The organism is Streptomyces sp. NPDC008238 (assembly GCF_042956445.1).
Lineage (GTDB): Bacteria > Actinomycetota > Actinomycetes > Streptomycetales > Streptomycetaceae > Actinacidiphila.
In genome coordinates, this window is sequence record NZ_JBIBGK010000013.1 from 99,729 (window position 1) to 125,879 (window position 26,151).

Consider the following 26,151-nt stretch of genomic DNA (forward strand, 5'->3'; position numbering starts at 1 on the left):
GTATCACCCTTGCACCGCCGCATAGTTGGGCATACTGCGAGTCAGGTACACACGGATCTCTGTGGGGGGCACCGTGGCGGGGGACACGCGGATCGCACAGCGGCTGGTCACCTACTTCTGCTGCGACGAGGAGACGGCGCGGTACGGGCCCTACCTCCCGCTCGATCCGGACGGCGAACCCGCCTGCAGGGCCCTGCTGGACGGGCGGATGTACACCTGCCAGCTGCTCGAGGGCGACGACGTCTCCGCCCGCATGATCAACGTCGACGTCTACCTCGGGCTCTCGAGCCTCGGCGGTCTCCTGTGGGACCAGGAGATCCGGGCGCTCTCCCGGCTGTCCGGCCTGGACCACCCCGCTCTGCCCCAGTTGCTCGCCGGCGGCTACCAGGACCCGGAGACGGTGCGGGAAGCGGGCGCCGACGTCGACGGCGTGGCGTTCGTCGCCACCGAGGGGTCCGACTACACCCTTGCCGAGGAGGGGCCGGGACCGTACCGGCGCGACCAGGTCAAGGCACTGCGGCAGTTCGAGCACCTCGCCGACGGCCTGGCCGTCCTGCACGACCTGCGGCTGGCGCACCGCAACCTCTCGCCCCTGACGATCGACGTGGTGCCCGAGTACGGCGCCGGAGCGGGGGAGACCCACCTGCGGCTGGCGCGGTTCGAGATGAGCGCGTTCGTCTCCAGCCTCCTGGACACGGCCACCGTGGACTCCACCGCCGCTCCGGAGGACCTTCGCCGGCTCGCCCTCGGCGGCCCGGAGCCGTTGCCGTACCTTCCGCCCGAACGGGTGCGCCACCTGCTGCCCGCGGAGGGCGACGACGCCAACCGGAGCGAGTCCGTCCAGGCCGACGTGTACGGGCTGGCGGCCATCGCCTGGGAGTGGTTCGTCGGCGCCTTCCCCCCGGATCTGGTGCCCGACCGGGTGCCCGACGACCCGTCGGCCGTCGCGGCGACCCGCGAGCGGTTGCGGCGCCTGGGGGAGCACATGCGCGGTGCGCTGCGTACCACCGGGCTGCCACCCGCCCTCGCCTCCGTGCTGCGCCGGATGCTGGACGAGGATCCCGCGCAGCGGCCCACCGCGGCGGAGGTGGTCAACGAACTGAGCGAGAACCACGAGGACAACGTGGTGGCGCTCGGCCAGGAACGCAGCAGCCGGCCGTTCCTGGTCGCCTTCATGCCCGAGAGGTGCGAGGAGACCCTCGGACGATGGGGATGGCTGGAGAACGAGGCCGTCAGCCCCGAGGGCGTACGGGAGATCGCGGATCTCCTCACCGGGGAACTGCGCGGTGCGCAGGCGCTGTTCTCCCAGGAAGGCGCCGACCCCTACGTCGGAGGCGGGACGAGGGACGCCAAACGTGAGGCGACCACCGTCCTCGTGGGCCGGCGCGCCCTGTGGTTCGGGCAGCTGATGCGCCCGCAACAGGCGCAGGCGCCGGGTGTGCCGCTGCGGGAGGTCCTCCTCGTCAAGTACGTGGCGCAGCGCGACGCACCCGGCATGGAGGCCCGGCTGGACGACCTGCAGTCGCTCTCCCGCAGCCGGCGGCTGCCCGACGTCCAGGTCGTGGACCACCGGATGCCGCGGGCACGGCTGACCGCGCTGCGCCAGGGACGGCCCTCCTGGGCGGCGGTCATCGACGCGCTCCGCCCCGTGGGCGGTGCGACGACCGCGCAACTGGACTACCAGCGGGCCATCGACTGGCTGCTGGAGTTCCAGGGCGTGGAACTGCAGGCCCGCCGCTACCCCTACGAACTCGACCCCTACGCCCCGGGGGACAACGACGCGGAGGTGCTGGTCTCCTGGGACCGCGGACGCGACCAGGACCGCATCTTCCGCCAGCCCCTGTTGACCAAGTACGCCCGCCACCCCGACCTCCGCCCCGACTTCGGCGACTTCTTCGGCCGCCTGGAGAGCGAGGAGGGCGGCAGCGCCGACGTCGAGCTCTACGGCGGTGACAGCGACCGCAAGGACGCCGGCACCCGGGCGGTGCACGCGCAGGTGGTCCGCAGCGAGGGACAGGACCGCATCATCCTGCGCCGCAAGCACGGCGAACCCGGCATCCCCCGGCGGGGCTGGATCCGGCCCGCCGACGACGTGGGTTCCGAGGCCGTTCTCCGCCGCCAGCTCGACGCGCGCTGGGAACTGTTCGGCCTGCGCCCCCTCCTCTCCCAGATACGCAACCCCCGGTCCATCAGGACGCTGCCCCACCGGTGGGCGCGAGCCGGCGAAGGACTCCTCGGGGGCGGTCGCAAGGCGGTGCAGGACATCCTTACCCACCAGCAGTTCTTCGCCCTCCAGGGGCCCCCGGGCACCGGCAAGACGACGGTGACCTCCCGCGCCATCGCCGCCTACCTCGAGCAGCACTCCACCCACCGCATCCTGGTCTCCGCCCAGTCCAACTTCACCCTCGACAACCTCGCCGCCCGCATCCTGCGGGACATCGGGGCCCTCGACGACGACGGGCCGACCGACCGGCTCGGCGACGTGCCCATCGCGCTGCGCATGGTCTCCCAGCGCAGCAGCCCCGACGACACGGTCCGGCCGTGGCTGCGCGACGAACTCGCCGTACGCCGCGCCCGCCAGATGGGCGCCCACGTCGACCGGTCCATCGCCGCGGGCGTCGACCCGTGGCTGCGGCCCATCCTGGAGAGGTGGCGGCAACTGCTGCGCGAGAGCGACGGCGTCTCGATCCTGCCGGAGCTCGCGGACCGCCTCCAACGTGGCGCCAACATCGTCTTCGCCACCTGTGCCACCGCCACCCCGCGCAACGTGGGAGCGGCCGACGGGGCCTCCGCCTTCGACTGGGTCGTCGTGGAGGAGGCGGCGAAGGCCTGGCCGACCGAACTCGCCATCCCCCTCGTCCGCGGCGTGCGGTGGACGCTCATCGGCGACCACTACCAACTGCCGGCCCACAGACGCGACGAGGTGGTGCGCTTCCTCGCCGCCTGCGTCGGCGACCCCAACACCAGCCTTGCCGAGGACGGCGAGAGGAGCGCCGCCTACCTGGAGGCCTTCGACCTCTTCCGCAACCTCTTCGAGCCGTCACAGGCACCGGCGGGCAAGTCCGTCGAGCGGCCCACGGCGATGCTCTCCACCCAGTTCCGCATGCGGAAGCCGATCGCCGACGTCATCAGCCGCGTCTTCTACCCGCGGGAGCTGCGGGACAACGAGACACCGCCGGCCGACGGCCTCAAACCCGGGGGCCTGGCCACCCGCCACGACGAACAGCCGCCACCACTGCGCTTCCCCCACTGGCTCCGCGGCCGCGCCCTGGTGTGGGTGGACACCGCCGGAATGGCCCGCTGCGCCGAGCAGCCCCACTGGCGCAACGAGGGCGAGGCCGAGATCGTCAACGCCATCGTCTCGGCCATGGAGCCCCGGCCGGAACCACGCAGGGACGGCTACAGCGCCGAACCGCTCGCCGTCATCACCCCCTACCGGCAGCAGGCCGAACGCCTGCGCCAGTACGGCGAACTCGCCCACCGCGTCCAGACGATCCACGCCTTCCAGGGCAGGGAGGCCGACATCGTGATCGTCTCGCTCGTCCGCAACAAGGTCCGTGGCGGCGGGAGCACCGCGGAGAGCTACGGCCACCTCAGCCGGCGGGACCTCATCAACGTGATGTTCTCCCGGGCCAGACGGCTGCTGGTGATCGTGGGGGACTGGGAGCACTACGCGCGCTACGACGCGGAGGACGACTTCTGGCGGCAGGTGTGCCAGTGCGTCGACACCGACGGGCACATCGTCAACGCGACGGACGTCCTATCCCTGGAGGGCCGATGAGCGCGGTGGTGATCGTCCACGTGCCGTGCGAGGTCGTCCGCGTGCACGTGCGGGTCGGCTTCGGCGACACCGTCTCCCCGATCGAGGACCTGGTGCTCCGCGCCGTGCACGGGGGACTCAACGAGGTGGGCGCACTGGAGCAGCGGCTCGGGCTGGGACGCCGCATCATCGACGACCTGATCTACGACCTGTGGCGCCACGGCCACCTCACCGTCGACCACCGGGCCGCCACCGTCGCCGTGTCGGACCAGGTCGCCGCCTGCGTGGAGGCCGACGACCTGAGCCGGCTGGGCGGGGCGGAAGCCGTCCAGCAGGCCTGCGACCTCATGATCGACAAGCTCACGCTGCGCGTCCTGCCCGCCAGGGGCCGGCAGCGGCCGCCGCATCCCCGGCTGTGCGTCCCCGCCGACGACCGGCGCGTGGGCCTGGAGGACCTGCCGCAGCACAGCGTGCTCCACGCCCTGAACGAGGCACTGCGGCGCACGGAGCCGGAGGAGCCGTCGGACCGTACGCGCACCCGGATCCAGGGGCGTTCCCGCATGGTCCAGTCCTACCGGATACCCCCGCCGGGGCTGCGCGAGTCGATGGGGCGACGCTGGATCGAGATGAAGGTCCATCCCCACTGGGACGAGGAGCGGCAGAGCCTGACCGTGACGGTCGTCGACGACCTCGTTCCCGCCGAACTGCGCGAGGCCGCCTCCGACAGGCTCACCGAGCTGTGCGCGCAGAGCCCCCGCAGCGCCGTCTACGCCGAGCTCCGGCAGGGAGCCCAGGGGGCACTGCTCGAACCTCCCAGCGCGGAGACGGCGCTGGCCAGACTGGCGGGGCGGGTGGAGAGGGCCCCCGACATCCCGGCCGGCCGGCGGCACGCGTGGCACGAGGAGATGGCGGACGACGCGCGGCAGCTCGACGGCCTGCTGCGGGACCGGGTCGAGCGGGAGATGCGTGTCACCACCGTGTGGGCGGAGGAGCACCGGACGGTGGTGGACCGGCTCATAGCCGACGCGCAGACCCAGCTCGTCATCGTCAGCCCCTGGATCAGGTACCGGGCGCTCACCGGGCATCTCGACGCGCTGGGCGCCGCCGTGCGGCGCGGCGTGCGCATCGTGCTGGTCTGGGGCGCCGACGCCGACAGCGCCTACGACGACGCCCTCGACGAGCAGACTCGCAACGCGCTGGAGGACCTGGCGCGCCAAGCCCCGGCCGGCGCCCTGGAGAGCGTCGTCATCCCGCGCACCACCTCCCGCACCCACGCGAAGCTGGTCGTCTCCGACCACCACACGGCGTTGGTCACCAGCAGGAACGTGCTGTCCGGCGCGGGGGACCGGCCCGAGGCCGGCGTCCTGCTGGAGGCCGGGGGAACCGGCGGCTCGATCGTCGTGAGCGAGCTGCTCGGCTGGGTCCGTTCCGTCATCCCCTCCTATCCCCAGAGCCGGGAGGTACGGGTCCGCGCGTCCAAGGAGGCAGCGCAGGAGACCGCCGCTCCCCACCCCTCCGCCCCGGCGCACGACGGCCCGGCCCGGCGCCCCCAGGTGCCCGCCGCCACGCCGGCGGAAGCGCAGGCGCCGCCGGCGCTGGCCATCCAGCCACCCGCTGAGCACCGCGACGCCGAGGCGTCCGTACGGGTGTGGACCCGTGGCTGGCTCGAGCACGTCGAACGCACCCGGGACTTCCTGGAGGACCGCGCGCTGCCCTCCCTCCGCCTCGTCACCGACGAAGCGCACCGCAGCCTGCTCCGGCACGCCCTGGACAAGGCCGCGCACCGCCTGGTGATCGCCTCCGACGGGCTCTCCGCCGAGGTCGTCGACCAGGGCATGCTGGGATCACTGCGCGCCTGCCTCGAACGCGGCGTGCACATCACCCTCAGCCACGCCGCACCCGACCGCGGCACCGGGACACGCCGCGAACGGTACGAGGAAGCCCGGACGGCGCTCGTGGCCCTGCGCGGCGAACATCCTGAGGGCATGGAGATCCTGGAGGGCACCAACCACGCCAAGGTCCTGCTGTGGGACGACAACGCCGTGGTGGGCAGCTTCAACTACCTGTCCTTCGAGGGCCGGTACGGACGTCACCGGCTCTCCTCCGAGCTCAGCGTGCGTCTCACCGGGCGGGCGATCGCGGACACGCTGGCCACCGCGCTCGGCGCGCCCGCGACGCGCCCCGCCCTGCGCGCGGCACAGCCGCGGCACACCTCCGTCGTCGCGTCCGGCTCCGCCTACGCCGGCGCCCAGGACCTCCTGAGCGCCTACATCCCCGGTGTGCCCCCCACGCCGGCCCTCCTCCGGGAAGCGCTCACCGCCTCCGGCGACCCGTGGGCCGTCCTCAACGCGCTCGGTGAGGAAGCGCCCGCCGAGCTGGTGCGCCCCGTGGCCGCGCGCTGTCTCGCCGACCACGGCGCCGCCGGCTCCAGGGCGGCCGACGCCGAACGCTGGCTGCGCTGGCTGATCGCGGACTGCTGGCGTGAGGCGCGCTACGTCGAGGCGGCCGTCCTGCGCCAGGCCCTGCCCGCACCGCAGCACCGGCCACGGGTGCCGCTGACACTCCTCGCCGCCGCCAGGGACACCCCGCTGCTCGCCGAGACCCTCACCGAACTCGCCCTGGACAACCCCGACGAGGACGAGCGGAACACCGCCCTCGCGGCCGCCGTCACGGCCACGCTGCTGCGCGGCGACCCGGAGGCCCTGGACGTCGTCCTCCTGCTCACCGGCGAACTCCGCGACGTCTGGGCGGAACTGGCCGAGCGGACGACCGCCTACTGGCAGCGCGCCTACCAGCCCATACCGCTCGCACAGGTGCGGCGCTCCCTGGGCGGATCCGAGCGGGAACGCACCCTGGACGAGGCGTGGCAGACCCTCCAGCGGCTGCTGCACCACGCGAAGGCACTGACGTTCGAGAACACCACCAGCACACGCACCCACCGCCACCTGTTCGACAACGTCGACGGCGAGTTCGCGCAACTGATCCGCGTCGCCGAGGAACGCACCGCCGGCGGGCTGCAGGCCTGGCGCGAGACCGCCGGGGCCGTCCACGATCCCGTGCGCCTGGTCGAGAGCACCGGCACGCTCGTCTCACCCCAGCACCCGCCCATGCACGGCGCGCACCTCAAGCGCTACCTCAACCGGCTCGAACCGGTCATCGCGCAGACCCGGTCCCTCGTCGCGCTGTACGCGGACGAGGACGGCACACAGGCCGCGCTCCCGCCCGGCGCCGAGTCGTTCGGCCGCTGGCTCGCCTCCCGCTGGGAAGCGCTCGGCGAGGCCACGGCGCAGATGACCGGTCCCGAACGCCGGCTGACCCGAACCTTCCTCGACGACATCGAGGAACTGGCCCGCTGGGGGTCCCGTTGACACACGCCCTGCACCAGATCCTCGCGTCGTGGCCCGGACGCTGGCGCTACCCGCGGCTCGCCCGCGCCGTGCACACCGGCGGACCGCTCGACGACCGTGCCGTCACCGACAGCATCCTGGCCGGGATCGCCGAACCGCTGAGCGTCACGGAAGGCATCGGACACCTCATCGCGGACGGTGAGCTGGCCGTCGTCGACGAGCTGTTCGCCGGCGAGGACGCGACCGCGTCCATCTGGACCGGGATACCCGCCGCCGCGCGCCACCGCGTCGAAGAAGCCCTCGCCGACGCCCACCGGGCCAGGCAGGCCGCCATCGACCAGGAGACGGCCACCCTCATCGAACGGGCCCGCAGGGCGGGCCTCGGCCTCGGCTCGCGGCTCACGACGGCAGGCACCCCCGACGACACCGCGGCGGCGCTCGCCTCCACACGACGCCTCGTCGAGGAGGCGGAGGGCGCGCTGCGCGCGGAGCTGCTGGCGGAAACCGACGCCGCATCCCTCGACCCCCATCACGCCGCGGCCGTCAAGGCCTGCGTCGAGGCCGGCGAGTTCCCCACGGCCCGGCAACTGCTGCGCGCGAAGGTCACCGACGGCTACAGCGGAGGACCCGCGACGGTGGCCCGGCCTCCGCTGTGGGAATCCGCGCTCGGCCGCGACCTGGACATCGTCCTGCTCCACTACCGGCCCAACGTACGACCGCCGCTCCCACCCCACCTGGCGCGCGTCACGGAGGTGGACGCCGCGGGCCAGGAGGTGGTCGACACCCTGCGGCATCTGGCGGCCCATTTGGACGCCCCCACCGCGGGGGCCTTTGCGACCGCCCTCGGACGGCTCCTGGGAGAGGACGTCCGCTCGCCCGTCACCCCCATGGGCGACGGCTTCGCCACCACACTCGTCGGTCTCGGAGACGCACGGCTGCCCGGCTTCCGCCTCACCCGCCGGGCCGGCCTGCCCCTGTGGGTGGCGGGCCCGCACACGCCCCCACCGGCCGAGCTGGCCGGGCCGGTCATCTGGTTCGTACGGGACGTCGGCCACCCCGAGCGCACACCGCCGGAAGGCGCCGGCGACGGCGGCGGTACGGCCGTGCTGACCGCCACCCAGCTCCTCGCCCTGCTGGCGCGCCCCGCACGCGGCACGAACCGCAGCGCCCCGACGTACCGCATCAACCTGCTGCGCCACCTCGTCCCGCAACTGGCGCACGCACAGCTCACCTCCCCCGACGACGGCATCGTGCTCGACTCCGGAGCGGCCCCGCGGGAAGCGCTCGCCTGGTTCCTCGACCTGTGCGGAGTGGCCGCCGACGCCGTGGTCATCGACATTCTGCTGTACGAGACCGGCGGGCATCCGGCCGTCCTCCGCGAGGTGCTCAGCCGGCTCCTCACCCCCCTGCCCGCGCACTCCCGCCGGCTGGAACTCCCGGCGCTCGAGGCCATCCGCGGCGCCGGTACCCGCGACGCGATCCGCCGGCAGGCGCTCATCGCGCTGGAACCGGAGGACCGCGCGATCCTGGGCATCGCCTACACCCTGCACCGCGGCGAACCGTTCGGCGAGGACGACCTCCTCACCGACCTGCCCCTGATGGGCGTCACCGAGGAGGCCGGCGAGCGGGTGGCCCGGCAGCTGGCTCCGGACCGCTCGCTGTCACGGCTGCAGAACGCGGGGCTGCTGCGGCGCGACCGGCAGACCTACGCGACACTCGACTCCGGACTCGGCGCGCTGCTCGCGGAAGGCGCGGAGACCCTAGCCCGCGAAGCGCTGCGGGAGTTGTCCGAGCGTGCGGAGGACGCACAGGCCCACGCCCGGACCGCCCTCGCCGAGCAGGCCGTCGCCACGATCGGCCACCGCAACGACAACATCGTCGCGGGCGTCATCGGAGACCTGCGCGAGGTCGCGCAGGCAGCCGACGGGCAGACCCGCGGCATGGTCGACCGGCTCATCGACCAGGTGAAGCAACTCAGCGGGGAGCAGTACCGGCAGGCACTCGAGGAGTACGGCCAGCCCCCGGCACCGCTCGACCTCGACGAGGTGACCCGCGCGCTCGCCCGACGGGTCGAGTTCACCACCGGGGTACGCATCCGGCACTCCGGCGAAGGCCCCCTGCGGGTCCACGCCGTCCGTTCCTACATCGAGATCTCACTCGAGAACCTGCTTGTCAACGCCGTCCAGGCACTGCGAGCGGCGCCGCCCGACCTCCCGCTGGTCACGATGCGGATCCACACGGCGGAGACCGGGCCCGAGGGGCAGGACGGCCAGTGGTGCGTGGTGGACGTGGAGGACAACGGGCCGGGACTGACCGACGACGAGCGCACGGTCCTGCTGGGAGGGGGAGCGTTCTCCCGGCACGGGAGCGCGGGCTCGGGACTCAGGTCGGCGCGGCAGATGATCCGCGAGAGCGGCGGAACCGTCGACATCCTGACGCACTCCGCATTGGGGGGCGCCCACCTGCGGGTCTGGCTGCCCCGGCTCGTCGCGGCAACCGGTCAGGAGGCGCCCGACGTTGACGTGAGGCCGGATGACGGCCGTCCCCCGGAGTGAGAGCCCCCGGGCCCCGGGCCTCCGTCTCCGGGCGTACGGGCCCCTCCGGCGTGAGACACCGCCGCACGCGGCGTACGGGGCTGCGCCGCCGTGGAACCGGTCGACGTCACCGCAGGGTGGAGGACCCCTGCCGGTGCTGCCAGCGGTCCACGAACTCGCGCACCGCCGTCCGCGCCTGCCACAACTCCCCGGTCCTCACCTCGCGCAGTGCGGCCTCGGCCTCCCGCTCGCACTCCTGCAGCCGCCGCCTGGTCCGATCCGTCGGCGGGGTGGCCAGCCTCTCCTGGGCGTGGAAGCGGGCCCAGGCGACGGAGGTGTGCAGTCGTGCCCGGACGTGCCGGTCCTCGTCGGAGGTCAGCACGCGGGCGGCGTTCCTGATGCCCGTCACGTCCAGCCCGTCACGTCCCTTGTAGATGATCTGGGTGAGGCGGTAGCGGGCCCGCTGGACCTGTGTGCCTTCCACGAGGTCACCGGCCGGTGGGGCCATCGTCATCAGGGCCGCCGGCGTCGTCGTGTGGTCGGCCAGCCACTCCGCTATGTCCAGGCCCTGCTCGTCGCGGTAGCCGTCGGTCAGATGCAGGTCGATGAGGGCGCCGTCGAGCCGCAGCAGGTCCTCGCGGCGGGAGTTGACCAGTTCGTACCAGGCGTCACGCCCGGCCACGGGCAGGCAGTCGTAGCCGTCCAGCGCACTGACGACGAGGGAGAGGTTTTGGTCCTCGACGACCAGCAGCCGCTTGCGGGCCTGCTGCTCCAGCCGGTTCCGCAGCGCGGCGCAGGCCCGGTCGGAAGGGAACAGGGCGACGAAGTCCGCGAGTTCCGGGGAGGTGGCCGTGCCGTTGCCCTCGACGAGCCGCAGCAACTGGTCACGGACCCGGAACAGACGGTCCCAGCGGCGCGGGGCGACACGGTCGTGGACCGCGCGGGGGTCCCCGGTCCACAGCGCCAGGAGGTCCGCGATCCCCCGCTCCGTAGGCTCGGCGGGCAGGTTCGCCACCCCGGCGGCGAACTCCCACGCGTCCACCGCGACGTCGTCCGGCAGCGCGTAGCCGTCGGTGACCAGCGAGCCGTACTTGGGGATCGGCACGCCCAGTTGGCGCAGGTCCGAGATGTGCCGCTCCAGGGTGTTGCGGCGGCGCATCGCCTGCTCGCCGCGGCGTGTCGTCACCGAGCCGAGCAACTCGCCGACGTGGAGCCCACGGTGGCCGGCGACCGCCAGCGCCGTCAGCACCGCGGAAGGCAGGGGCCCCGGTGCGGCGACGGGCACGCCGTCCTTCGTCAACGCCAAGGGACCCAGCACACGGATCCGCCACAGACCAGCCGACTCGCTCATGCACCCACCCCCGGACAACGGGCACGGCCTGGCTGTCCCACCATGTCAAATCATGTCATGTTCCGGTAGATGCTGACGGCGTACTGAGGATTTCCGGAGGAACCCCGCGACGCCGGGCGAAAACCTCAGCGCGGGCCGCCCCCCGCACCACGGTCGGCGGCGCTTTCCTGTCCTCATCCCCGCCCGGCGACATCCCGGGCCGAACCGGAAGGACAGCATCATGCACGAGATACGCCTCACCCGCGACGAACAGCCCATCCCGGGCACGGTCCTGTACATCGGCCCCTTCGGCACGAAGGCCCTCCAGGACGGCACCTCCTTCGACTTCGACTGGCTGTACACCGAGGTCGTCAGCGCCACCATCAGGGAGGCCGGCATGAAGCCGGTCCGCGCCGACTCGATCTACGGGCCGGCGTCGGTGCTGGACGCCGTCTGGCGCGCCATCCAGCAGGCCGAGGCGGTGGTCTGCGACTTCTCCTGCCGCGCACCGAACGTGGCGATGGAGTACATGGCCGCCAAGCTCATCGGCAAGCGCATGGTCTACCTCTCCCAGAGCGCCGAGGACATCCCCAGCGACATCCGGGGCCTGCGCCACATCCCCTACAGCAACAGCTACGCGGACATGTCGCACATGCGCGACGAACTGCGGGTGCAGCTGAAGGCGGTCTGCGAGGAGCCGGTCCAGGAGATGGCACTGATCCCCATGGCCACCGGTGGCACGGTGCCGGCCCGCGCCCAGGTCGTCTCCGTCAGCCGCGAGTTCGTCGTCGTGCGCGGCGACGACGGCGCGCACGGCGTGCTGGGCGGAGAGGACGTGGACTGGGCGCGCATCGTCCCCGACATGACCCGGCACTACAACGTCGGCGATCGGCTGGACGGCGCGTTCGAGATGTCACCGAGCGGCGGCGCCAAGTACACCCTGCTCACCGGGCGGCCCAACCCGTGGCAGGAACTGGCCACCACGCACCCGGTGGGGCACACGTTCACCGGCACGGTGCACAGCGTGCGCGAGGCCGGCGTGTTCGTGCGGGTGGCGGGGCCGCTCAACGGGCTGGTACCCCGCAGTGTCCTGCCGCCGGGCTTCCACACCGTTCCCGGAGGCAGGCTGCAGGTCGCGGTCACGGAGATCGAGGCGCGCCGGCGGCGCATCACGCTCCACCTCGACGGCCCGGTGCCGCAGCGCACCTCACCGGCCGTCACGCCGGACCGCGCCGCCTCCGGCCCCGTCCCCTCGGTCGGCGACCGGCTGGAGGGCGAAGTGGTGAAGGTGGCCCCGGAAGGACAGGGCGGCTACCTCCTGCTGTCCGTCGAGGGCCGTAGGCGGCCGGTGTTCCTGCACTGCTCCGTCATGACGGCGGAACTGCGCCGGGACCTGAACGCGGGCGGCGTCGACCGCGGTGAGGTGCTCGACGTCGAGGTCATCGAGGTAGACCCGGAGCGCGACCGGATCTCCGTCCGCGACATCGCCGACCTCGACGACTCCGACGACTCCGACGACTCCGAGCCGACCACGACCAGCTGACACGACACGGTCCGCCGGTGGCCGCGGGCGCGGCCACCGGCGGACCGGGAAGGAGCGACACCATGACCAGCGAGCCCTCGACCCTCGTGGAGCTCCACCGGACGGCGGTGGAGAGCGCGGACCGGCTCTCCGCCCGCCGCGCCACCGCGAACGCCTACTTCCTGACCGTGCTGACCGCCCTCACGGGCCTGGCGCCGGCGCTGCCGCTGACCTGGCCCGCGGCCGTCCTCCTGTGGGCGTGGGGCCAGTTGATGTGCCTCCTGTGGTGGTGGCAGCTGCGGACCTACCGGCAGATCAGCCGCGGACGCTTCGACGGGATCCTCGCCCTGGAGGCGCGGCTGCCGGCCGCACTCTTCCGCGACGAATGGACGGCGAGGCCCCGCGGGTACGTCGAACTCGGCTTGGCCGAGCGGATCATCCCGTGCGCCTTCGCACTGCTCCAGACGGCCGCGGTGGTCCTCACCCTGACCGCGTAGCACCCCGTGGCGGCCCGGGCCGGCGTCCCCCACGTCGGCCCGGGCCGTTCGGACGCTCGCCGGCGCCGGACGCGAGGGGGTGGCCGGGCGCCGTGCTCGGGGATACGGCGCCCGGCCCGCCGACGGGACGAACCCGTCGCGGCTGTGTCGAGGGTCCCGCCCGGCCGTCGGGGCGGTGCCGCGGCGCGCCCAAGGGAGCGCGCCGATCGTCCGGTCGGACCACGGCGGCGGCCGCGTACGGCCTCCGGCCCGCGCGCGACGGAGGGGCGCGGGACCCCGGCGTCCCGCGCCCCCCGGTGCGCTACGCCCGTTTCAGGGTGACGTCGTGGGTGACGACGACTCCCTTCTTGAGCCGGACGGTGGCCACGGTCGGCCGGTACCCGTCCTTGGCGACGATGACGGTCAGCGGGTTGTCGCGGGTGTCGAGCCACAGTCCGAAGGTGCCGTCGGGGCGCGTCGTCAGCGTGTACGAGGCGGCCCAGCCGTCGATCTGCACGGTCGCGCCGGCCAGCGGGGCCGACCCTCCCGAGGCGGTCGCCCCGCGGATCGTCCCGCTGATGCCGCCCCAGGTCTTCGGCGGGTCGACGTGCAACGAGACGGGGATGTCGGGCAGGGCGTACGGGGTGTCGCTGAACAGCGCCAGCCGGGCCCCGTACGCGCCGGGCTGCGCCACCTCCAGTGCCGTGGTGTCGAAGGTGAGCGTGAGCACCGTCTTCTGGCCGGGGGCCAGGGTGATCTTCTTGCTGGACTCGCCCAGCCAGCCGACCTCCGACAGCCCCGCCTGGTCGTATCCGGGCAGGAGCTCGACCGCCGTGGTGGGGGAGAGCTCGTACGCGTCGACGGTGCCGCCGACCTTGTAGAAGCCCGACGCGCCGCCGCTGCGGAACGTGGGGGTGTTGGCGTTGGGCAGCGCCTCCCAGGTGCCGGTCGCGGGGTCGAGGGCGAAGCCCTGGTTCGTCAGCAGACTGTCGTCGGTCACCCCGCTGGAGATCAGCAGCAGTCCGTTGGCCGCGGTGTGCGCCGCCCCCCACAGCGGGATCGGCATGTCGGTCAGGGCCGACCACTTGTCGGTGGCGGGGTTGTAGACGTACGCGGCGGACACGGCGACGGCGCCGCCGCTCTCCCCGCCGGCGCAGTAGATCCTGGTGCCGATGGCGGCGCAGGACTGCCAGGCGATGGGCTCCGGGTAGGGGGCGATCTCGGACCAGCTGTCGTCCCCGGGGTCGTAGACGGAGGCGTCGGTCGTGCCGCAGCTCGTGGCCGCGCAGCCGCCGATCATGTACAGCTTGCCGTCGAGGACGGTGCTGCCCGAGCCGGCGTACGCTCTGGGAGCCTTCGCGCCGCTGCTCCAGCGGTTGCTGACGGGGTCGTAGACGTCGAGGCCCGGGTCGATGCCCCCGGTGCTGCTGCCCCACCCGCCCGCGGCGTAGAACTTGCCGCCGATGAAGCCGTGCGCGGGTGCGCGGCGCGGGTGCGGGGACGATGTGAGCCGGGTCCAGGCGCCCGTGTCGGGGGAGAGGCGGTACAGGTCCCCGGTGTCGTCCTCGCCGTCGTAGCCGTAGGCGGAGTAGACCTTGCCGTCGTAGGTGTCGACGGCGTTGTCCATGATGGCCGCGGGCAGGTCGGCGACGGGCTTCCAGGCGTCACCCGACGGTCCGGTCCCGCGCGTGGCCGGCGCGTGCCCGCCGCCGCGCGTGGTCCGTCCGTCGATCTGCGCGGTGTCGCGGCCGTCCGCACCGGGCGAGGGCAGTCGGCGCGGGGCGGAACGCCGGAGGGGCGCGCCGTCCTCGGTGCCGCCGGAGCCCGCGCGTTCCGCAAGGGTCAGGGTCGCCGGGGCGCCTCCGGTGTTGCTGACGGTCAGCTGGTGGGTGGTGGTCCTGCCGAGGACGGCGGTCGCCTCGATCGGGTCCGTCGTCAGGGACAGCCGGCCCGCCTTGAGCCTCCAGGTCGAGGCGACGGCGGAGTCGGCGCGGGCGGTGACCGTCTTGGTCTGCCCGGTGTAGTGCGGTGTCTCGGCGGTGAGGGTGTGCTTGCCCAGCGGTGCGGTCAGGGTGAAGAAGCCGTCGCCGAGGTTGGGGTCGTCGGGTGTGGCGGCCGTGATAGCGCTCAGGGCCGGCCCGTCGCCGCCGGTGACGGTGGCGGACACCAGTCCCGCGCCGGTGTTGGCGTCGGTGACGGTTCCGGTGATGAGGCCGGCCGGGGTCGGCGTGAGGCCGCGATCGCCGATGAACACGTTGTCCAGGGCCCACCACAGGGCGTAGGAGGCGGTGTAGTGGAACCGCAGCCGCACGGACGGCTTGCCCGCGTACGCGGCAAGGGGGACGTCGAGGTGCTTCGGGCCGGCCGCGTCGGTGGTCAGGGAACGGACGTTCTTCCAGGTCTCGCCGTCGTCGGTGCTGGCGTCGAGGTCGGCGGTCTGCCCGAAGAAGGGCATCAGGTCGGTGTCGAAGGCCAGTTCGGGAACCGTAACGTCCGTGAAGTCGAACCGCGGACTGACCAGGCTGGAGTCCTGGGCGGCCGGGTAGCCGTAGTGGTCGCTGTCGACGATCGCGAAACCGCCGTCCCCGCCGGTGGTGTTGGACCGCCCTCCGGGGTCGTCGAACGCCCAGCCGCCCTCGGTGCCCTCGGCGTCGACGACCGACCAGCCATCGGGGGCGGAGGCCGTCGAGGTGAACGCCTGGGTCGGGCCGGTCAGCTTCGGCGCGTAGGCGGGGGCGCCGGCCGACCAGACGTCGGCGGGCACCGGGACGTCGAGCTTTTGCGCGGCCGTGCCCGCGTCGAGGTGCCGGACGACCTCCTCGTAGCCGGGGACGGTGGCCGCGATCCGCAGGGTGTGCGCACGGTTCTGCGGGAGCGTGAGGCTGTACGCCCCTGTTACGGGGTCGCTCCACACCGGACCGCCGGGCGAGCCGTCCACGGTGATCCTGGCGTAGAGCGGCCAGCCGTGGCCGGATCCGTCGGTGATCTTCCCCGTGACGGTGCGGCTGGGCACGGTGCGCAGCGCGAAGTCCTTCGTCAGGGCCGCCCCGTCGGCGATCGTGACGTCGGGTGCGGACTCGGTCGCGTAGCCGAAGGCCTCGACGTCGATGTCGTAGGTTCCGGCCAGCAGTGACAGGGTGTAGGCCCCCGAGGCGTCGGAGTGCACGACGACGTCACCGCCCGAGATCGCGGCCCCGGCCAGCGGCTCGCCCGTCCCGGAGTCCGTGACCTTCCCGGAGACCTCGCCGCGCGGCCCGCCGCGGAACGCGCCCAGGCCGCGGGGCGTGCCCAGCCCCGTCGGGCCGTCGTATCCCGCGCCCGCGGTGCACAGGTACGCGGGCTCGCACGTGCCGTTGGAGCCGCTGGTCACGTCGTTGAGGCCGCTGGCGGCGGCGTAGGGGTAGGAGTTGGGGTAGCTGCCGGCCGCCGGGGTCCCGGCGGCGGCGTACACCCCCGCGATGATCGGCGTGGCCGCGCTGGTCCCTCCGTAGACCTGCCAGCCGCTCTGCCCGTAACTCTGGTAGACCGCCACGCCGGTGGCGGGGTCAGCGACGGCCGAGACGTCCGCGACGGTACGCCGCGGGCAGCCGGTGTCCTTCTGGAACGCCGGTTTGGCCTGGTAGGCGGAGCAGCCCGAGCCGGTGCCGCGGTCGCCGTTGCTCCAGACCGACTCCGACCATCCGCGGGGGGTGTTCGGGTCGCGGGCGAGGGAGGTCCCGCCGACGGAGGTGACGTAGGGGGACGCGGCGGGGTAGGGGACCCCGTAGTTCAGGTCGCCCGCGGCGACGACCATGGCGACGCCGGGGTGGTCGTAGTGGGGGTCGGTGGTCTCGGCGGGGTCCTCACCGCCCCCGGGGAGGCTGTCGTAGTAGGAGCCGTAGGAGTTGGAGACGACCTCGGCGCCGAGCGCGACGGCCTGGTCGACGGCTGCCCCGAGGTCCTCGCGGTCGGCGCTGTCGGCCTCGACGAGCAGGATGTGCGCGTTCGGGGCCACTGCGGAGACCATGTCGAGGTCGAGGGAGATCTCCCCGGCCCATTCGGGGTCGGGCTGCGGGTGGTCGGTGCCGCCGCGCTGGTCGACCTTGCGGAAGCAGCCGTTGTCCGTGGTGCAGGCCGGCAGGCCGTACTGCTCCCGGTACACGGCCAGGTCCTGCTCGGCGGTGGGGTCGTCGTACGCGGCGACCACGGCCACGGTCCGGCCGGTGCCGCCGCCTGACGGGAGGTCGTAGGCGCCGCGCAGGTCGGCGGCGCCGTAACCGGCGGGTTCCGAGGCCCGCCTGGCGGTGCCGAGGTCCGTGCGGCGCAGGGCGAAGCACACGAACTCGTCCTTCTCCGGGGCGGAGCAGGAGGGTTCCGCGGACAGTCCGTTGTCCCTGGCGGTGTCCGCGGTTTGCCGTGCCGCACCGGCCGGTGCCTGTGCGGTGGCCGGTGCCTGCGTCCCCAGCAGGGTGAGCAGCGACAGGCCCAGCACCGCCAGTCCGGCGGTGAGTCTGTGCCGTCCTGAGCGGGTGGGCTTTCTTGGTATCTGCACGTGCCTGTTCCCATCTGTCCGTTGACGCGCGATCAACCAGGCGGCCGGCGATCGAATGAATCCATTCACCGCGGGCGGCCCCATTAGACATCGCTTCTTCTCGCGAGGTGGCCCGTCGGCCTGATCACGCGGCGGGGCGGGTGGCGGGAACGGTGAATTCCGGTCCGGCCGGATATGCGGGCGGCTCCGTAGGCGGATCAAACATCGACGGGGATAAAATCCGGGCAATGTCCCGGCCGTGGCGCTGAATTCGCCGGACGGAAACCGGGAAAGTCGGCGATGTCGGTGAATGGCGCGGCACATCGCGTCAAGGGGGCCGACCGGGCGCAAGCGGGGCGTGCGCGGTGCAGGGTGGCGCTGCCCGGGCGGAGCGCCGGGAATCGGGCGATGTGTGCGTCAACCACCTTCATGGCGGGGCCTGTCGTACATCACGCCATTCATCCGCGTCCCGTCTCCGGATTCCGGACGCATTCCCGTCGGGCGCACCGGAGAACGCGAAACTGCGGCCCTTTCCGGCCCTTTGCGGCGTTGACACGGATACAAGATCTCTCCGCTAATGGTCTCCCGGCGAGCGACCACCGGAGTTCGCCGCCGAACCCTCAGGTTCGGTGTTCCCGTGCTGATTTGGGAGTCGGACGTTGCGCGTACCACACATATCCCCTCCACCGCTGCGGCGAAGGATGTCCACCTGGCCGGCGGTGATCGTCACCGCCGCGCTGGCCGTCCTGGGCGTCCAGACACCGTCCCAGGCCGCGGCGCCCTCCACCACGACCGCCACCGCGACCGCCGCCCCCGCCGAGGGCGGCGCGCCCTACGAGGCGGCGTGCGGCGCCGCCAGGAAGGGCGAGGCCACCTGCTACGCCCTGCGCCGCACCGATGTGAAGCCGTCCAAGGGCCTGCGGACCCAGGCGGCCCCTGGCGGGTTCGGCCCGGCCGATCTGCGCTCGGCCTACGACCTGCCGGCGGGCGGCGGCGCCGGGCAGACGATCGCCGTCGTGGACGCCTTCGACGACCCGACCGCCGAGGACGACATGGCGGTCTACCGGGAGCAGTACGGCCTGCCCGCCTGCACCACCGACAACGGCTGCTTCCGCAAGGTCGACCAGCGCGGCGGCACCGACTACCCGCAGCCCGACCCCGACTGGGCCGGCGAGATCTCCCTCGACCTCGACATGGTCTCGGCCATAGCGCCGAACGCGCACATCCTGCTCGTCGAGGCCGACACCCCGGGCTTCGAGGACCTCGGCGCGGCCGTGGACCAGGCCGTCGCGCTCGGCGCCAGGTTCGTGTCCAACTCCTACGGCACCGACTACCGCTTCGGCAGCGGTGAGGACCCCTACCAGACGGCGGTCCTGGACGCCCACTACGACCACCCCGGCGTCGCCATGGTCGCCTCCTCCGGCGACTACGGGTACGGCGTCTCCTACCCGGCCGCGTCGCCCCACGTGACCGCCGTGGGCGGCACCTCCCTGACCGCCGACAGCGGCACCGACCGCGGCTGGACCGAGACGGCCTGGGCCGGCGCGGGGTCCGGGTGCTCGCTCTACGAGCCCAAGCCCGCCTTCCAGAAGGACACCGGCTGCGCCAACCGCGCCGTCGCCGACGTCTCCGCGGTCGCCGACCCCGCGACCCCGGTCGCGGTCTACCAGACCTACGGTGGCGGCGGCTGGGCCCAGTTCGGCGGCACCAGCGCCGGCTCACCCATCATCGCCGCCGTCTACGCCAACGCCGGCACCCCGGTGGCGGGCACCTACCCCAACTCCTACCCCTACGCGGCGGACGCGGGGCTGCACGACGTCACCACCGGCGACAACGGCACCTGCACCCCGGCCTACCTCTGCACCGGCACCGCCGGATACGACGGCCCGACGGGCCTCGGCACCCCCAACGGCCTCCGGGCCTTCCGTACCGGCCCGCACGGCACGCTGTCGGGCACCGTCACCGACCAGGGCACCGGCAAGCCCCTCGCCGGCGCCACCGTCAGCGCCGGGACCGGCAACCTCACGCGCACCGCGTCCGACGGCCGCTACACCCTGGGCCTCCCCGTGGGCGGCTACGACGTCACCGTCGACGCCTACGGCTACGCCAGTGGCGCCGCCGAGGAGGTCGAGGTCACCGAGGACGGCTCCCTCACCCGGGACTTCGCACTGAAGCCCGTCCCCAGCCGGAGTGTCTCCGGCGAGGTCACCGACGGCTCCGGCCACGGCTGGCCGCTCTACGCCAGGATCACCGTGGACGGTGTCCCCGGCGGCCCGGTGTGGACCGACCCGGCCACCGGCGCCTTCACCCTCAGCCTTCCCGAGGGCCACGACTACACCCTCCACGCCGACGCGGCACTCCCCGGCTACACGACGGGGACCAGGAACCTCACCGTCACCGACGCCCCCCAGTCGCTCCGGCTGGCCCTGCGCGCCGACCCGTGGAAGGCCACCGCACCCGGCTACGCCGTGCACCTGGACGGCGCCACCGAGCACTTCACGTCCACCGACTCCGCCCCGCAGGGCTGGCGCGTCGTCAACGCCGACGGCAGCGAGGGCGGCTGGACCTTCGACGACCCCCAGGGACGCGGCAACCAGACCGGCGGTGACGGGGCCTTCGCCATCGCCGACAACCCCACGATCGGCTCGCCCCACGACACCCAACTGATCAGCCCCGCCTACGACCTGACCGGCACCGCCGATCCCGAGCTGGCCTTCGACGCCATGTACTGGGTGTCCGACGGCAAGGCCGTCTCGGTGGACGCCAGTTCCGACGACGGCGCCACATGGACGTCGCTGTGGACGGCGACGGCCGGCTTCGCGGACCACGCGAAGGTCGAGATCCCGCTCGACGGCCTCGCCGGCAAGCGGGACGTGCGGGTGCGGTTCCACTTCGTCACCGAGTTCGCCTGGTGGTGGGGCGTCGACGACGTGTTCGTCGGCGACCGCGGCTACACGGCCACCCCCGGCGGCCTGGTCACCGGCACCGTGACCGACGCCAACACCGGCGAGGGCCTGACCGGAGCCGCCGTCACCGTCGCGGGCGAACCGGGGGCGACCGCCACCACCGTCGCCACGCCGCAGGACCCGGTGCTCGGGGACGGGCTCTACCTCATGTTCTCGCCGGCCCTCGGCGAGCACGGCATCAGCGCCGCGAGGCCGCGGTACACGGAGCTGACCAAGACCGTCGGCATCGCCGCCGACAGCGCCGTCCGGGCCTCCTACAAGCTGAAGGCCGGGCAGTTGACGGTCACCCCGGACTCCGTCGGCGCGAGCCTGGGCTGGGGCACGTCCACCACGCGCACCATGACGGTCAGGAACACCGGAGGCGCGCCCGTCACGGTCACCCTCGGCGAACGGGCCGGCGGCTTCCACGCCCAGGCACTCGGCGCCGGCGCACCCCGCCAGACGGTCAAGGGGACGTTCTCCCCGTACGCGAGCAAGAGGGGACCGGCCGCGGCCGGCGCGCAGCACTCCGCCGCGCCGTCCGGTGACGCCTGGCAGACCGCCCCGAACCTCCCGGAGACCGTCCTCGGCAACGCGGTCGGCAGCCACGGCGGCAAGGTCTACTCCGCCTTCGGCTACACCGGCTTCGACGTCACCAACGCGATGTACGTCCTGGACCCCGTCGTCGGCACCTGGAGCCGGGCGGCCAGCGCGGCCGACCGCCGGGAGGCGCCCTCGGGCCAGTTCGTCGACGGCAGGTTCTACGCCGTCGGCGGCTGGCTCCCGGACAACACCACCGACCCCAAGCTGGAGGTCTACGACCCCGTCACCGACCGCTGGAGCACCGGGGCACCGGCGCCCGCGGCCTACGCCGGCCAGGGCAGCGCGTCCCTCGACGGCAAGTTCTACACGGTCGGCGGCTGCGACGACCGCTGCGGCACCGCCGAGGCGTACGCCTACGACCCCGACACCGACTCCTGGTCCCGGATCGCCGACTACCCCGAGAGGGTCGCCTGGGAGTCCTGCGGCGGCGTCAACGGCAAGCTGTACTGCGCCGGCGGCGACGCCGACTCCCTCGGCGAGAGCAAGCACGCCTACGTCTACGACCCGGCCGCCGACACCTGGACGGCCCTCCCCGACCTGCCCATCCCGCTGTGGAGTTCGTCCGCCACCGCGGCCAATGACCGGCTCGTGGTCTCCAGCGGCATCAGCCACGAGGCCCTCACCAACCAGGGCTTCGCCTACGACCCGCAGGCCGGCGCCTGGACGGCCCTGCCCAACGCGAACGTCGCCACCTACCGCGGCGGCGCCGCCCTCGGCCTCTACAAGATCGGCGGCGGAAGCGAGCCGTACACCCCGAGCAGCACCGTGGAGCTCCTGCCCGGCTACGACCAGGGCGGCACGACCGACGTCCCGTGGCTGAGCACGAGCACCCGGCACTTCACCCTGCAGCCCGGCGCGAGCACGACCGTCACCGTCACGCTGGACGCCTCGGTGCCCGAGGTCACCCAGCCGGGCGACCTGACCGCGCAACTGGCACTGGACAACGACAGCCCGTACGGGATCCGGAAGGTGCCGGTGTCCCTGCACGTCGACCCGCCGAAGACCTGGGGCAAGATCACCGGAACCGTCCGGGGCGTCCAGAGCGACGGCACGAGCAGGCCGCTGGCCGGCGCCACCGTCGAGATCGGCAGCTGGGCGGCCGACTACTCCCTGAGGACGGCGGCCGACGGCACGTACTCCCTGTGGCTGGACACCCGCAACAACCCGCTGGACGTCATCGTCGCCAAGGACGGCTACCGGCCGGTGGCCACCACGGTGAAGCTCAAGAAGGGGGCGACCGTCACCGTCGACTTCACGCTGAAGAAGCAGTAACCGCCCGTCCGGCGGAAGGACGCGGGCCGGCCCCTTCGGGCCGGCCCGCGTTCCGTCCGGTGCGACGGTCCCGTCCGTTCACGGCCCGTCACACGACCGGGGCGTCGAAGTCGATCGGGTACCGGAACTGCCAGGCCTTCTTCTCGGGCTTGGCGAGCTTGAACATCGCCGGCAGCAGCGCGTCGCGGACCACCCGGCCGACGGGGCCGGCGGCCTTGCGGGCGTTGGTGCGGGCGGTGTCCTTGATGATCCGCTCCACCCGGGGCCGGCGCAGTTCCTCGTAGCGGGACAGCGCACGGGGCAGGGGCAGGTCGCGCAGGCAGCGGGCGAGTTCGACGGCGCTCTCCGCCGCGAGCGAGGCGCCCTGGCCGGAGCTGGACGAGGGAGCGTGGGCCGCGTCCCCGGTCAGGACCATCCGGCCGCGGCTCCAGCGCACCGAGCGCGGCATGTTCTCCGTGCTGCCCGCGAACAGCATCGTCTCCGGGTCGGTGGCCGCGAGCATCCGCGCGGCCGGGGTGGCGTCGCCTTCGCACACCTCCGCCAGGTGCTTCAGCCAGTAGGCGCCGCCGCGCTCGCGCTGCTCGCCCACCGAGAGGGCCTGCGACACCGGCAGGTTGACGAACCAGATTCCCGTGCCGTCGGCGAACACCTGCCAGGCGAAGAAGCACCGCTTGCCGAAGGCCATCTGCATGAAGCCGCCGGTGGGCGGGACGCCGGTGGCGGCGACCGTCGCGCCGAACCCGGCCGTGCCGGCGAACTCGGGCTCGGGCGCGGACGGGTCGATCAGCCGGCGGACCGTGGAGCGGAGGCCGTCCGCGCCGATCAGGACGTCGGCGGTGGCCGTGCCGCCGTCCTCGAAGCGCGCGGTGACACCGTCGGCGTCCTCGCTCGCGTCGACGATGCGCTTGCCGTAGACGGTGGTCACGTCCCGCTCCTTCGCCGCGTCCCGCAGGGTGCGGAACAGCTCGGCCCGGATCACGAAGCGCGTCGGGTCGATGCCGGGCAGCGTGCCGAACTCGGCCAGCTTCCTGCCGTTCCAGCTCCGCAGCACCATGCCGTTCATCTCGGTGCTGACCGCGCGGATCGCGTCGCCCACGCCGATCGCGTCGAACGCCTCGAATCCGTTGGGCGCCAGCCCCATGCCGCCGCCGACCCCGTCGGCGGGCCCCCCGTACGCCTCGAAGACCGTCGCCTCGATACCCGCCCGCCGGAGCGCCATCGCGGTGACGGGCCCGGCGATGCCGCCGCCGATGACCAGTGCGGAGCGGACCGTGCCGTTGGTCGTGCCAGTCGAGTTCGTCATGACGGAATAGTTGCAATGCAACTAGTCGCTAGTCAACTAGTTCGACTGTGGGTAGCATCGAACCATGAGCGCTGCCCCCCGGAGTTCCCCCCTCGCCCTGACCGTGCTGGCCCTGCTGCACTACAAGCCGCTGCACCCGTACGGCGTCCAGCGGCTGCTCAAGGAGTGGGGCAAGGACCAGGTCGTCAACGTCGGCCAGCGGGCCGGCCTGTACCGCACCATGGACCGCCTGCTCGCCGCCGGACTCATCGCCGTCCGCGAGACGGGCCGGGACGCGCTCTACCCGGAGCGCACGGTCTACGAGGTCACCGACGAGGGCAGCGCGACCGCGCACCGCTGGCTCGACGAGATGCTCTCCACGCCGAAGCAGGAGTTCCCCGAGTTCCCCGCCGCGCTGTCGCTGCTGATGATGCTGGCCCCGCAGGCGCTGCGGGACGCGCTCGGCCGCCGCGCGCGGGCCCTGGAGACCGCCCTCGCGCGGCACGACGCGGACCTCGCCCGCGAGGTGGAGAGCGGGCTGCCGCGCATCGCGACGCTCGAGCTGGGGTACGTGCGCGCGATGACGGCGGCCGAGCTGACCTGGGTCCGGGGCGTGCTGGCGGACTGCGCGGACGGACGCCTGGACTGGTCCCCCGAGGAACTGCTGGCCCACGCCGGCGACGACGGCTGACCGATCGCCCGGCCCGGCCGCCCGTGCGGGACGGCGTCAGCCCTCGCGCCGCACACCGCGGTCGGGCGCGCTCATGTCCCCCGCCCCCGGGGTGCCGCCGGCGAGCCCGTAGCGCAGGTACACGGTGCCCCTCGGATTGGCCACCGGCGGTTCGAGGAGCGTGACGTTGGTGGGTACCGCGCCGCCGTCGAAGACCTTCTTCCCGACGCCGAGCACGATCGGGTGCACCCACAGGTCGAGGCGGTCGAAGAGCTTCTCGCGCAGGAGGGTCTGCACCAGGTCCAGGCTCCCGACGACCTTCACGTGCTCATGCCGGTCGCGGATCTCGCGCACCGCGCCGGCCAGGTCCGGGCCGAGCTGCGTGGACCCGGCCCAGGACAGGTCCGGCCTGCCGCGCGAGGCCACGTACTTGGGGACGGCGTTGAAGAGTTCGGCGATGGGGCCGTCCTCGCCGCCCTTCTGGTGCGGCCAGTAGGCGGCGAAGATGTCGTACGTCCGCCGGCCGAGCAGGAGGGCGTCCGTGCCCTCGTAGGCGGCGCCGACCTGCGCCCCGGCGACCTCGTCCAGCAGGGGCGCCTGCCAGCCGCCGAACGGGAACCCCACCGGGTCCTCGTCGGGGCCGCCGGGCGCCTGCCCCACGAGGTCGAGGGTCGCGAACAGTTCGATGTGGATGAGGCCCACGGTCTTCTCCCGATGTGTCGCGTTCGTGTCGTCGCGTTCGTGTACGGGAGGTAGACCCGCGGGCGCCCGCGGACTCATCGCCGCGACGGCGACCGCCCGCGCCGGGCCCCGCGGCCGGCGAGGGCGCCCCCGGGATGCGCCGCCGGCCGAGCCGGGGCAATCTGGCCGGGGAAGGGGCACGTCGTGGTGACGCCGTCCCCGGCCGGGAGGGGCTTCGGCCCCGAGCCGCCCCACGGGCCCTCCAAAGTCTTCCGGGGACCCTCGCGGAGCGTGACACCGCACGAGCGTGCACCGCGACCGACCTCGTGGATCCACGCGGGCAAGGAGTTCCGGTGAGCAATGTCGTCGTGGCAGGAGTCGACGGTTCGGCGTCCAGCCTGGACGCGGTGGAGGAAGCCGCCCGGGAAGCCCTCTGGCGCCAGGCGGAACTGCGCGTCGTCCACGGGCTCTCGCTGCCCGCGATGCCCATGCACGTGCCGATGGACCCCGCACCGCTCGGCCCGCCCGAGGACAGCCTGCGGAAGGCCGCCGAACGCTTCGTCCGCGAAGCCGCGGAACACGCCAGGCGCACCGCGCCGCAGGTGGACGTCACCAGCGCCGTGATGAACGGCGACGCCCTGACGGTCCTCGAACTGCAGTCACGGACCGCGGACCTCGTGGTCGTCGGATCACGGGGCATGGGCGGGTTCATCGGGATGCTCCTGGGATCGACCGCGGTCTTCCTCACCGCGCACGGACAGTGCCCGGTCATGGTGGTCCGGGAACCCCCGGTCGTCTCCGGGCCGGTCCTGCTGGGCGTCGACGGCTCCACCGCCGGCGACAAGGCCGTCGACTTCGCCTTCGCCGAAGCCGTGCTGCGCGGGGCCGAGGTCGTCGCGCTGCACGCCGGCGCGGACCCGTCCCGTGCGGCGGACGAGGGTGCGGAGATGACGAGGGCACTCGCCCCCCACCGCGAGAAGCGCCCGAACGTCGCGGTGCGGCACGCGCTGGTGCACGAGGGCCCGCGGGAGGCGCTGATCGAGGCCAGCAGGACCGCACAGCTCACGGTGGTCGGCGCGCGCGGCCGCGGCGGGTTCGCCGGGCTGCTGATGGGTTCCGTGAGCCAGGCCCTCATGCAGCACGCGCACTCGCCCGTCGCGGTCGTCCGCGGCAAGGGGTGAACCGCCGGCACGCACGGCGGTGACCCCGACCGCGGGAG

The 26,151-nt window shown here is 73.3% G+C and carries 12 protein-coding genes; 8 read left to right on the top strand and 4 right to left on the bottom strand.

Features of this window, described 5'->3' with window-relative positions:
• Window positions 1-73 precede the first annotated feature (73 nt).
• The 3 genes from ACFZAU_RS24845 to ACFZAU_RS24855 are packed head-to-tail and all read left to right on the top strand — an operon-like array spanning window position 74 to window position 9,662.
• Window positions 74-3,781, top strand: a complete 3,708-nt coding sequence (locus ACFZAU_RS24845; RefSeq protein ID WP_500554001.1) for an AAA domain-containing protein — start codon at window positions 74-76, stop codon at window positions 3,779-3,781.
• Window positions 3,778-7,128: a phospholipase D-like domain-containing protein gene (locus ACFZAU_RS24850; protein ID WP_500554002.1), complete on the top strand. Its 3,351-nt coding sequence runs from the start codon at window positions 3,778-3,780 to the stop codon at window positions 7,126-7,128. Before ACFZAU_RS24845 ends, ACFZAU_RS24850 begins: the two co-directional genes overlap by 4 nt.
• The gene (locus ACFZAU_RS24855) at window positions 7,125-9,662 is read left to right on the top strand and encodes a sensor histidine kinase (protein WP_500554003.1); all 2,538 of its coding nucleotides are present in this window, start codon (window positions 7,125-7,127) and stop codon (window positions 9,660-9,662) included. The genes ACFZAU_RS24850 and ACFZAU_RS24855 overlap by 4 nt, the downstream gene beginning before the upstream one ends.
• 106 nt (window positions 9,663-9,768) lie before the next feature.
• On the opposite strand, the gene ACFZAU_RS24860 is transcribed toward ACFZAU_RS24855, so the two are convergent.
• Window positions 9,769-10,992 (bottom strand): AfsR/SARP family transcriptional regulator, encoded by a 1,224-nt coding sequence (locus tag ACFZAU_RS24860; protein ID WP_500554004.1) that lies wholly within the window; start codon window positions 10,990-10,992, stop codon window positions 9,769-9,771.
• A 220-nt stretch (window positions 10,993-11,212) separates the two neighbouring features.
• Here ACFZAU_RS24860 and ACFZAU_RS24865 point away from each other — a divergent pair, with 220 nt between their 5' ends.
• On the top strand, window positions 11,213-12,514 hold the full coding sequence (locus ACFZAU_RS24865) for a S1 RNA-binding domain-containing protein (RefSeq protein WP_500554005.1): 1,302 nt from the start codon (window positions 11,213-11,215) through the stop codon (window positions 12,512-12,514).
• A gap of 62 nt (window positions 12,515-12,576) precedes the next feature.
• Window positions 12,577-12,990 carry a RipA family octameric membrane protein gene (locus ACFZAU_RS24870; RefSeq protein WP_500554006.1) on the top strand — a complete coding sequence of 138 codons (414 nt, stop codon included), beginning with the start codon at window positions 12,577-12,579 and terminating at the stop codon, window positions 12,988-12,990.
• A gap of 301 nt (window positions 12,991-13,291) precedes the next feature.
• On the opposite strand, the gene ACFZAU_RS24875 is transcribed toward ACFZAU_RS24870, so the two are convergent.
• Window positions 13,292-17,500: a Kelch repeat-containing protein gene (locus ACFZAU_RS24875; RefSeq protein ID WP_500554007.1), complete on the bottom strand. Its 4,209-nt coding sequence runs from the start codon at window positions 17,498-17,500 to the stop codon at window positions 13,292-13,294.
• 680 nt (window positions 17,501-18,180) lie between these two features.
• On the opposite strand from ACFZAU_RS24875, the gene ACFZAU_RS24880 reads away from it, so the two are divergent.
• Window positions 18,181-22,299, top strand: a complete 4,119-nt coding sequence (locus tag ACFZAU_RS24880) for a carboxypeptidase regulatory-like domain-containing protein (RefSeq protein WP_500554008.1) — start codon at window positions 18,181-18,183, stop codon at window positions 22,297-22,299.
• 88 nt (window positions 22,300-22,387) lie between these two features.
• On the opposite strand, the gene ACFZAU_RS24885 is transcribed toward ACFZAU_RS24880, so the two are convergent.
• Complete coding sequence (locus tag ACFZAU_RS24885; protein WP_500554009.1) at window positions 22,388-23,602, bottom strand: FAD-dependent oxidoreductase; 1,215 nt, start codon at window positions 23,600-23,602, stop codon at window positions 22,388-22,390.
• Between the two features lie 64 nt (window positions 23,603-23,666).
• Here ACFZAU_RS24885 and ACFZAU_RS24890 point away from each other — a divergent pair, with 64 nt between their 5' ends.
• Complete coding sequence (locus ACFZAU_RS24890) at window positions 23,667-24,272, top strand: PadR family transcriptional regulator (RefSeq protein ID WP_500554010.1); 606 nt, start codon at window positions 23,667-23,669, stop codon at window positions 24,270-24,272.
• A 36-nt stretch (window positions 24,273-24,308) separates the two neighbouring features.
• Here the strand turns inward: ACFZAU_RS24890 and ACFZAU_RS24895 are convergent, their stop codons facing one another.
• Window positions 24,309-24,953, bottom strand: a complete 645-nt coding sequence (locus ACFZAU_RS24895; RefSeq protein WP_500554011.1) for a dihydrofolate reductase family protein — start codon at window positions 24,951-24,953, stop codon at window positions 24,309-24,311.
• A 332-nt stretch (window positions 24,954-25,285) separates the two neighbouring features.
• On the opposite strand from ACFZAU_RS24895, the gene ACFZAU_RS24900 reads away from it, so the two are divergent.
• Entirely contained in the window at window positions 25,286-26,113 is an 828-nt protein-coding gene (locus tag ACFZAU_RS24900; RefSeq protein ID WP_500554012.1) for a universal stress protein, read from the top strand.
• Window positions 26,114-26,151 lie beyond the last annotated feature (38 nt).

Coding starts and splice junctions, on each gene's coding strand:
- ACFZAU_RS24850 (WP_500554002.1), top strand. CDS start 3,778: ATGAGCGCGGTGGTGATCGTCCACGTGCCGTGCGAGGTCGTCCGCGTG.
- ACFZAU_RS24860 (WP_500554004.1), bottom strand. CDS start 10,992: ATGAGCGAGTCGGCTGGTCTGTGGCGGATCCGTGTGCTGGGTCCCTTG.
- ACFZAU_RS24865 (WP_500554005.1), top strand. CDS start 11,213: ATGCACGAGATACGCCTCACCCGCGACGAACAGCCCATCCCGGGCACG.
- ACFZAU_RS24870 (WP_500554006.1), top strand. CDS start 12,577: ATGACCAGCGAGCCCTCGACCCTCGTGGAGCTCCACCGGACGGCGGTG.
- ACFZAU_RS24880 (WP_500554008.1), top strand. CDS start 18,181: ATGTCCACCTGGCCGGCGGTGATCGTCACCGCCGCGCTGGCCGTCCTG.
- ACFZAU_RS24885 (WP_500554009.1), bottom strand. CDS start 23,602: ATGACGAACTCGACTGGCACGACCAACGGCACGGTCCGCTCCGCACTG.
- ACFZAU_RS24890 (WP_500554010.1), top strand. CDS start 23,667: ATGAGCGCTGCCCCCCGGAGTTCCCCCCTCGCCCTGACCGTGCTGGCC.